Origin of the sequence: Gardnerella sp. DNF01189 (genome assembly GCF_049244195.1) — a bacterium.
In the GTDB taxonomy this organism is placed as follows: Bacteria; Actinomycetota; Actinomycetes; order Actinomycetales; family Bifidobacteriaceae; genus Bifidobacterium; species Bifidobacterium swidsinskii.
Map to the genome: position 1 here is coordinate 1558385 of NZ_CP058385.1, position 9966 is coordinate 1568350.

The 9966-nt window shown below is 43.6% G+C and carries 3 protein-coding genes; all 3 read left to right on the forward strand.

Features of this window, described 5'->3' with window-relative positions:
- The first annotated feature begins 119 nt into the window (after positions 1-119).
- The 3 genes from HXT41_RS06440 (at position 120) to HXT41_RS06450 (ending at position 9870) form a co-directional block, all read left to right on the forward strand.
- On the forward strand, positions 120-6167 hold the full coding sequence (locus HXT41_RS06440) for a Rib/alpha-like domain-containing protein (RefSeq protein WP_421788669.1): 6048 nt from the start codon (positions 120-122) through the stop codon (positions 6165-6167).
- A gap of 272 nt (positions 6168-6439) precedes the next feature.
- Positions 6440-8071, forward strand: a complete 1632-nt coding sequence (locus HXT41_RS06445; protein WP_421788671.1) for a SpaH/EbpB family LPXTG-anchored major pilin — start codon at positions 6440-6442, stop codon at positions 8069-8071.
- A 668-nt stretch (positions 8072-8739) separates the two neighbouring features.
- A complete protein-coding gene (locus HXT41_RS06450) occupies positions 8740-9870 on the forward strand; it encodes a class C sortase (protein ID WP_421788673.1) in 1131 nt (376 codons plus the stop codon).
- The last annotated feature ends 96 nt before the right edge of the window (positions 9871-9966 follow it).

Sequence of the window (9966 nt, forward strand, 5' to 3'; positions counted from 1 at the left end):
AGTGCACCGAGCATTGGCATCGCATGCAGGTTGAGTGCGTGAAGTCTTAAAGATTAGAGAGTTGGAATTTGAGATATACTGCGGCTTGTGCAGCAGTGGAGGACTAGGAAGGCGAGAAAATGTTACCAGCAAAGTTCCGTGGATTCGCATCACGCGTGGGTCGTCTTGCGTCGCGCGCTTTGGTCTGGCGTAAGACCAGTGCTGATGGCGCTGTTCGTACTTCCAGCACCGCAGTTATTTCTTCCAGCAATGCCAATACTTTTGGCACCGCCAACACTTCTTTCGACAATGCAGTCACTTCCAGCAGCGCAGCTACTTCCGGCAGCGTCACCATCGCTCGCGCACCATGCCCAGCACACACTCTTCGTCGCGCGCTCTTCGCAATGTTCGTAGCCGCCGCCACCATAGTAACCATGCTCATAGTGCCGCCGGTAAAAGAAGCAAATGCAGCTAATGTTAGTTGGGATTACATTGGTAATGGATATATTTCTCCTAACTCTGTTGCGAGTTGGGATGTATATAGGGATTTCGATGTTCAGCCTCCAGATATAAATACAATAACCGTTAATGGAAAGAAAAAAACAACCATCACTTGGAATGTTCTTTTTAACGCAAATGGATGCAGAATTAAAAAAATAGAAAACCCAAATGTAGATTGTGATGAAAATACTGCTCTACATGCGTATGATGGTAGACCTGATTTTTATCTTATTCTTCCAAAAAACATCAAGGATAATAGCATAAGAATTACAAGGTATCGTACAAAATTTGTTGGCTACAGTGGTAGAAACAAAAAGTTTGTTTGGGAAGAACGAGGCAAAGATCAAATACCAAGCGATTTTAATGGTTATACTAATGCTACGCGCTTACCAGGTGATAGTGATTATGAGAATTTCTGGAAAGCATCTATTGAAAAATGTGGTTTAGGTACAGATGCAACATGTGAAGTAGATACATGGCGTCGAGCTGGTAATTTTGGTAGGTTATTTAAATCTTGGGAACAAGATAACGCTGTAGATTCTATTCGCTGGATTGTTACTGCAGAAGTTGAAGAAGGCAGTGACCCTTATAAGTTACCTTTTATGGCAGGTTGGATTTCCTACTATGGAGATAAGCATAAGTTTACAGTTTTTGGTCCGTATGATCATGATGGCGACGGCATACCAGACTTGGAAGAGTTTAAGTATGGTTTAAATCCTAAAAATGATGATGACATCCAATTCCCAAAGAGGTCTAAAGAGGACGCTGTTTACGGTGAAGTTACTTCCGTGAAACCGTATATAAATACTGGTGAGTGGGTTGGTGATTCTTATAACGGCGATTTTAAATATTATAAGGACATGCCAAATCATGGGGGCAGAACTACGTCTGAGATGATTCCAACTGATGCTGGAATAGAATTTACGTTTAAAAAGAATGAAATTGGAAATAGTGAGATACTTCCGCCCGGTGTTACTAAGACGTATAATCCTAATAATATGCAGCCTGGTCAAGCCTATATTAATCCAAGAACAGGCGAGGTTAAGTATAGTCCTAAGGCTTCTGATAGAAACAAAACTATACATTTTGATGTTCAAATAAACTATCCTGATCCTAAACCTAACAATTGTAAAATGAACAATTCAATTGTGAAGGTCAAAGGCGTTGATATACACGTTGTTTCGCAGGCGTCCCGGTATAACCCTTACTATGACGATACTACAGTAAAAGCTGGTGAAGAAAAGAATTCTCCAAATCCAAAAGACAGGGGAGGGAAGAAATTCCCATCTGGCACTAAGTTTAAGGCAGAAATTTATAATAAGTATCAAAATCCACCAACTTGGGCAAAGATTAATAACGAGTCCACTGGTGTTGTCACTTTCCACCCAAATAAGTGGGTTCCTGCTTCTAAAACTGGTCAGCCTGAGAAGAGACCTGTAGTTGTGCATTATCCTGATGGTTCAACTTCGAAGGATAAAGATTCTGGTAATCATGGTGATCCAGTTAATGCTCCAGTGTATGTAACAAGAGATAACCCTGGCACTGGTGACTTGCAGCTCCATATTCATAAGAACCAAAATGGTCAAGAGATTGACTACAACGATGGATTCGTATTCCGCAAGAATCGTGAAGTTAAGCCACAACCATGGATAGATTCTTGGTCAGTGCAGGAACCTGGCGATATTACTATTCGCTCTGTGTGTGCTGATACTACAAATCCTCTGAATCTTAAGTTTTATCTTAACGGTATTAATGGAATAACAATAAATGGTGAAAAACCGTGGCCTCATGCTACTGATGAGGAACAAGAAAAGTGCCGAAATGGTCAGGGCTGTGCAGCAAACAAATTATTTGATAGCACAGGCAGAACCATGGAGCGTACGCGTGGTAGCATCACAGGAAAGCCACTAAAGGTTGGCAATTACCAGTGCACTGTGTATGCTTTGAAGCCTAAAGCTTTGAAGAAATTTGAGGATGCTGCTAAAAAGAACAAAGATATTGAAAAGCAAACCGGTTCTCCTACCAATATCATTAATCCGGATACCTTCAAGGGTTTAAGAGAAGATATTGATTATACATCTAGGACTGTGCCAATTAAGGTTCACTCCGACGCGCATTATTATAACCCTCAATACGATAAGGTATATGTGCAGGCTGGTGGTAAGTCTAAAGAATCGGCTGCTCCAGTAAGCCATTCTGGTGCTAACGGCGTGAAAGGTAATGACAAGAGTCAACAGGAGCTTGTGCAGAATGGTACTAGGTTGCCAAAAGGCACTTGGTTTGAGCTAAGAACCTATCCTAAAGATAATGAACATGTTCTTACATGGTATAAATTTGTCAATAAGCAAAGTAACAAGAAATCAGGCAAGGATGAGCCTGAAGATAGTACTACTGACGCTAGATATGGCAAAGTTACTTTTTCTCCAGAAAAAACTGTAATGCTTGGTGAATATTTTGCTCCTGTAATTGTGCATTATCCAGATGGTTCCACTTCTGAAGATCCGGATTCTGGTAATCTTGGCAAGCCTGTATATGCGCCTGTAGAGGTAACTAGTCAACCGATCCAAAAAAATGATTTAAAGCTCAATGTTTATTCGCAATATGGCGGAAGACGAATTGAAAACAATGATAAAAATGGTATGCGTTTCCGTAAAGATGAAGTGTTAGGCGACGCTACTGGTAACACTAAGCCAATGTTCTTTGACTCATGGTCAAGTGCTAAGCAAGGAAAAATTTATCAGCGCATGCTTTGCTATAAAAAGAATCCACAAACTGGTAAACCTGAAAGCTATGAGATTGATGGTATTAATGGTCTGACACTTGCCGGTCGAAAAGGTAATACTACAAGCGGTGAATTTATTGATAAACAACCATCACAATGGACAAGAGCTACTGAAAAGAATAAGTATGAATGTACGGTTCATGGTAAAAACTGCAACCGTAACCTTTACTTATACGGTGATGAGCATGATACCGTAGAGCGCACTTGGGGTTGGTTACATGGCAAGGTTAAGGAAAATGGCGACTTTGTGTGCACTGTGTACGCTATTAAAGACCTTGAGGGTAAAAATGGTAAGAATGGTGGTTTACAAACTAAGTTTAATAGTGCTGTAGAAGGTTTTGTAAAGAATCCTGGTAATCGCAAGTTTGAAGATGTTATTAAATCAGTCTTAACAGATAAGCCGGGTAGTGAAGATAGTCCTCAAGAAGCCACTCAAAGGCATATCGATTGGGATTCGGTAACCTTCCCAATTCATGTGCATAGTGATGCTCACTACTACAACCCAGAGTATAAGACTATTAGCATGGAGGCTGGTACCAAACAAGCCACTGAGGTGCCTAAGAGCAAGAAGACTGCCAACGATGCTAATACGTTGCAAGACGATGTGCGTGAAGGTGATCTGCCTGATGGAACTTGGTTTAAGTTTAAGAAACCTTTAAGCTACACATTCTTTGAGGATGATCAAGATAATAAAGCTGACTCTGGTGATTCAGCTAAGAATGGCACGGGTCAGTTTGGTAAGGTTACGTTCCGACCGCACAAGTGGTTCCCTGTTGGTTCTGACAAAGTGCAGGTTATTGTGCACTATCCGGACGGTTCCACTTCTGAAGATAAGGACTCTGGTAATCTTGGTAAACCTATTTATGCGAAGGTAGACATTACGCGATCGCATGATGAGGATGCTGGTAATTTACGGCTGAATGTTGGCGATCGTGAAGGTAGCGGCGACTGGAATGATACTACCATCAAACTCACTAAGGGCGAGGAACTTAGTACTTCTAAAAAGACGACCCGTTGGCTTGATTCATGGTCCAAGTATAAGCCTGGAAAAATCAATTTGCGCACAATTTGCAATAAGATCAATTCAGACGGCACTAAGTCTCACTACCAGTCGGGCGGTATTGCTGGTATTAAGATGCAAGATGTAAAGATTTGGGATCATACTGAAGATGCGTCAGCGCAGAAAGCTTGCGAGAAGGATGCAAGTCAGTGCCACCCTGATAGGCAGCTGTACGACGATTACATTGCAAATGGTAACTCAAAAGATACCACTGAGCGTACTCGTGGGTGGATTAAAGGCAAGGCTAACGAATCCGGCGACTACGAGTGCGTAGTTTACGCGATTAAAGCAAAACAGTTTAGTAAAGACAATAACGATTTGCTTACTAGATTCGATGCAGCTGTTGGCGCACTTAACAAAGATGCAAGTAAGAATAACACTGATCCTTTGAAAGATTTCAAGTGGAAGCTTGATGGTAATAACGGCAACAAAAACGCGGTTAAAGGTGTTGACTACGCGTATCGCGCAATACCAATCCACATTCACAACGACAACCACTTCTACAACCCGAAGTATGTTGATGTGAGCGTTACGGCTGGTCAAAAGGTTGAGAATGCTGTGCCGCAAAGCGTTAAGAGTGCTAACGGTGCGGATAAATACCAGGATGCTGTGAAGGCTGGTGCGCTTCCGGACGGAACTTGGTTTGAGTTTAAGGATGCTACTCACGGATTTGAAGTAAATAATGACGGTACTGCTGGAAACAAGGTGTCTTTAGACTGGTCGTATTGGGCTTCTGGCAATGCTGCCGATAAAACCGGTGAGCAAAGCAATAAGCCTGACAATCCTTCCAAGCAAAAGAAGGGCAAGCACAGTTCCAAGGATGACGGCACTCGCTACGGCAAAGTGACCTTCCACCCAGATCAATCTGTTGCTCCTAAAGCGTACTTGAAAGAGATTGTCATCCATTACCCGGATGGCTCCACTTCGGACGACTCGGATTCTGGTAACAACGGCAAGCCTGTGTATGCGAAAGTTACAGTTGGAGACCTCAGTGGAGCTGAGAAGGATCTTAAGATGACATTGCTCAGATCTCAAGACGCTGATCCTGTTCATGACACGCTTGGTAGTGGTAATTCTCTTACCGTTATGAGCGGCACGAGCCTTACTAAGAATCCGTATGTGCTCGCGTGGAGCTTGAAGGATCGTAGCAATATTTCATTGCGTATGATGTGTGCTAAGCAAGGCGAGCAAAAGTGGAGTCGCGGGCTTGACGATACGCTCAATATGCACCTGAACCAGAATTATGGCGAAAGTGTAAAGCCGTGGGCTTTTGCAAATGCTGATCAGCGAAAGTCTTGCAGTCAAGACAGTAAGAATTGCATGGCTAACTTGCTGTATGGCTTTACGAAGGATAAAGATCCGAACAGCATAGAAAGTGCTGTGTCTCGCAGTGAAGACGATATTGCTGGCGTACCTCAAAAGGCTGGAAATTACACGTGCGCTGTGTTTGCGTTGAAGCCGAATGCGCTGACGGTGTTTAATAACACTGTTAATGGAAGTCTTATTGAAGGTAACAAGTATTCGTCTACAAATATGCAAACAACTCAGCTTGCCGGCGTAACCGTTGGAAAAGACTGGAACAGAATTGCTGTTAATGTGACCGTGATCGATCCGCCTAAATTCGCTCTGCCAAAGACCGGCGGAATGAACTGGAACGTGCTGCTTGGTGCGTTTGCTGTGATTGGCACGGGCGTGATGGCGGCTGGGTTCTTCCTTGAGCAAACCAAGTGGGGGCGCGCGATGCTCGAGGCGTTGCTGCGTAAGACACTGCTTAAAGATTTTATTTGCAAAACTGCCAAAAAGCTTCGCGCTTTAAGGCGACGTAGCGAAAGGTGGCGATGCTGATGAAAATTTTCTGCAGCTTAAAAACTGCAGTATCAACGTTCCATGTGCTGGCAATGGCATTACGCGTTACGTAGTGATGGTACACAGTGACGGTAATTATGCCGACATATGGTTCGTATTTAATCTTGCTGCGCGCGGCGCAAATCGTAGCCGCCGACAGAGTTCATGCGGCTTTGCGATGACTCCGCCGACCGTGCGCAACACAAAATAAAACAATAAACGTATTTTCCTCAAAACCTGCCCACAAGGGCACTGATATAAAGGAGAAGAAAGTGAATAAATTCACTAAACAATGCGTGGCGGCATTCGCCTCGCTCGCAATGGCTGGCACGCTGTGCGTCGCCGGTGCCGTGGTGGCAAACAGCTCTGCTTGGGCTGTGGATACGTGCAATTCTGGCGCGCCTTGGTCTGATGCTTGCAAGGCGCAAAAGGGTTCCATCACCATCATGAAATATGAGGATAAGGGTAAAGATGACACATCCACTCCTCTTGCTAATGCTAAATTCAAGGTACAAAGAGTTACGAAGTTCTCTTCGAATGATGCAGCAGAGCTAGATCTTACAAAATACAAGGATTGGGAAACTCTTGCTGCTAAGGTAAAAGAACTTAACACTAATCCTAAAGTTAACGGAATGCAATTTGATTCAAAGAATACACAGGAAGCTTCAACAGGTATTGATGGTTCGCATAAATTCGATGGACTTGCCGTCGGTCTTTATAAGGTAGAAGAAACACAGCCAGCACCTAATCACTCTAATGATGTGGCACCGTTCTACATGACTATTCCAGAAATCACTCATGAGAATGGTAAAAACATTGAGTATAACTACAATGTAACTGCAAAACCGAAGAACCAGAGCCTTGCTGGTAAGATTAAGAAGACTCTTGTTCATGGAGACAATGAAACATCATTCGTGGGTAATGGCGATACCATGACCTACAAGATTTCTGCTGCTGTGACTAGTAATACCGATACAGAACGTTCGAAGTGGACTAAGGATGATTTGAAGGGATACACTGTATTCGATCAGGCTCCTAAGAATGTATTCACTAGCTATGAACCTTCGACAGTTGTTAAGTCTGTAAAAGTGATTTACAAAGTTAGTGAGCAGAATAAATCTGATGATTTGCTTGCTAACTCCGTTAAAGAAGTTGATGCAAAGGACCAACAGCGTATTAAGGTTTCTTTCAATGAACCTGGATTAACAACAATCGCAAATGCAGCTAAAGCTGATCCTGATGCAAAAGTAGAAATTGAATTTGCGTTCACTATTAAGGATCCTACGAAAGTCGATGAAACGAGTTTCACCAATAAGTCTGGTTTTATTCCGGGACAGGGCAAGAATAAGCCAGTTCCAACTCCAGAAGTTCCAGACGATCCAGGCTCTAAAGTTGATTCTAAATATGGATTCTTACAAGTAAACAAGTACGATGGTACTGATTCCAGTAAGAATACGAAGGTTAAAGACGCCAAGTTCAAGCTTTTCGCTAAGAAGAATGATGCTGATAAGTGTGCTGCCGATACTAAAGCAACAGAATGTGCGAATGCTTCAAAGGTTGGTGAACTCACTACTATTGAAGGTGGTAAGTTTGCCAATCCTGTAAAAGTTGTTATCGATGATTCAACTCATCCATTCTACCTCGTGGAAACTGAAGCACCAGCTAATTATGAGCGTGACCGTCAAGTTCACATAGTCAAAGTTTCCGAATCATCTACAAGTACTGCCCCTACAACTATTGATGTTGCTAACGTCCCGACTAAGGATCACAACTGGTTCAACCTTCCAAAGACCGGTGCTGCAGGCGTGATCATCTTCGCGTTGGCTGGCATGTGCTTGGTTGCTGTTGGTATGTTCATCTTCTTGCGCAACCGCAAGAAGGATGAAGAGCAGCAGGCTGCCTGATTTGGGTTTTGATGCTCGCTGTTAGGTGAGTGTCTTGTGGGGTGCAGGGATTTATACTTCCTGCGCCCCACCCAATTAATAGCTAAAAATAACTAAATAATAAACTAATTCATTAGAGTTCTGCCGACGTTGTTTCTGTAGCTTTGCAGTATTGCTTTGCAAACGGCGATTACTTATTGCTTAGTGAACTTTAGCAGTATTGCTCTGCAGACGTTGAGTATTTATTGCTTAAAGAACACTAGCGTCATTGCTGCTGCACACACTACACCAGAAACCTCAACCTACGAACCCACCCGCAGCTTAATTTCGATACTCTAGTTGCACTTAGTAAACCACGCACTTTACGTAACAAACTTAACGAGTCTATGAGTTTTGTGTTGTGGTCTAATGTGGTAGAGTCTCAAAAGTTTTCGGGCAGAGCAATAAAAGAGGACTGAGGAAGCAACATTCTTTTAAGAACAAAGCAGACAGTAAAACCTTTAACAGTTAAAGCGACGAAGGACGGGAGTTGCGATGCTGAAAACTTTCGAGGCTCATTAGTCCGTTTGCAGAAAACACCAGTCAAAACTCATAGACGATACGTAAGAATATCGCAAACAAAATCGCAAATAAACTAAACCACATAACTTAACCAATTTAAGCCTATTAAACTCACGAAACGAGGAAGCATGAAATTAAACGATGCTGTTGCTAAAGTATATGCTTTCCTCAACAAAATCTCCCTGAATATCCCCATCGTAAGTAAGCTTCTCAAAAACCAAACAAACGCAACCCAAACTAACGAAACCAACTTAACCGAATCAAACGCAACCGAAAATAACGCAACTCAAACCCACGCAACCGAAGCAAAATCCGCCGAAAGTAATCAAAAATCTAAGCAAAAAACCAATCAAAAATCTAAGCTCCGCCGCATCGTCGAGCCAATCGCATTCGTGTTGGCAGGCATTTTGTGTTTCAGTTACCCTGTTGTTTCAACGCTTTGGAATAATCGCGTGTCGAAGGAGATTTCTAACGCGTACGACAAGTATAACCACGATCAGGCTGGTGACGTGCGCCGCGCTCACATTCGCGCCGCGAAGCTTTACAATAAAACTCGCAAAAATATGCTTACCACGGATCCGTATGGTCCGGATGGGCAAAAAGACATAACTAACACGCCTGAATACAAGCGTTATCTTAAGGCGCTTGAGGAGCCTATGGGCATTATCGGCATCGTAAAAATTCCGAAGATTGGCGTAAAACTTCCTATTTATCACGGCAGTTCGCAGGAAGTTTTAGCGCACGGCGCTGGTCATTTGTATGGCACTGATTTGCCGGTTGGCGGCAAGAACCGCCACACAGTTATTACCGCGCACACGGGTCTTGCGGATGCAACCATGTTCGATGATTTGGTGAATTTAAAGAAGGGCGACTACTTCTACCTCGACGTGCAAGGCGAAACTTTACGATACAAAGTGTTCCGCATCAGCGTGGTTGAGCCGCACGATATTAGTTTGTTACAGCGCGAAAAGGGGCGCGACTTGGCGACGCTGCTAACGTGTACCCCGTATGGCGTGAATTCGCATAGGCTTTTGGTGACGGGGTATCGTGTGCTGCCGGACCCTGTGAAGGTGCCGGGTGACCACGTGCAATGGCCGCTTTGGATGACGCTATTCGTGATTGCAATGGCGTTCTCATTGATTATTTTGTCCATGATGATTGCCGCGGCAACGTCTAAGCGATGGCGACAGCTCGACATTCGCGGCAAGCATTTGCTGGTACTTTCGCGCAAGATGCTGCGTAAGTTGCGTCGCGAGTAGCGCGACGACCTGCCTGAGCGCAGTATTGCGCGCGTTTGGAGCGTCGCACAACGCTAATCCCTCCAAATGTGAGAAACTTTCCTCGCGTTTGGAGTG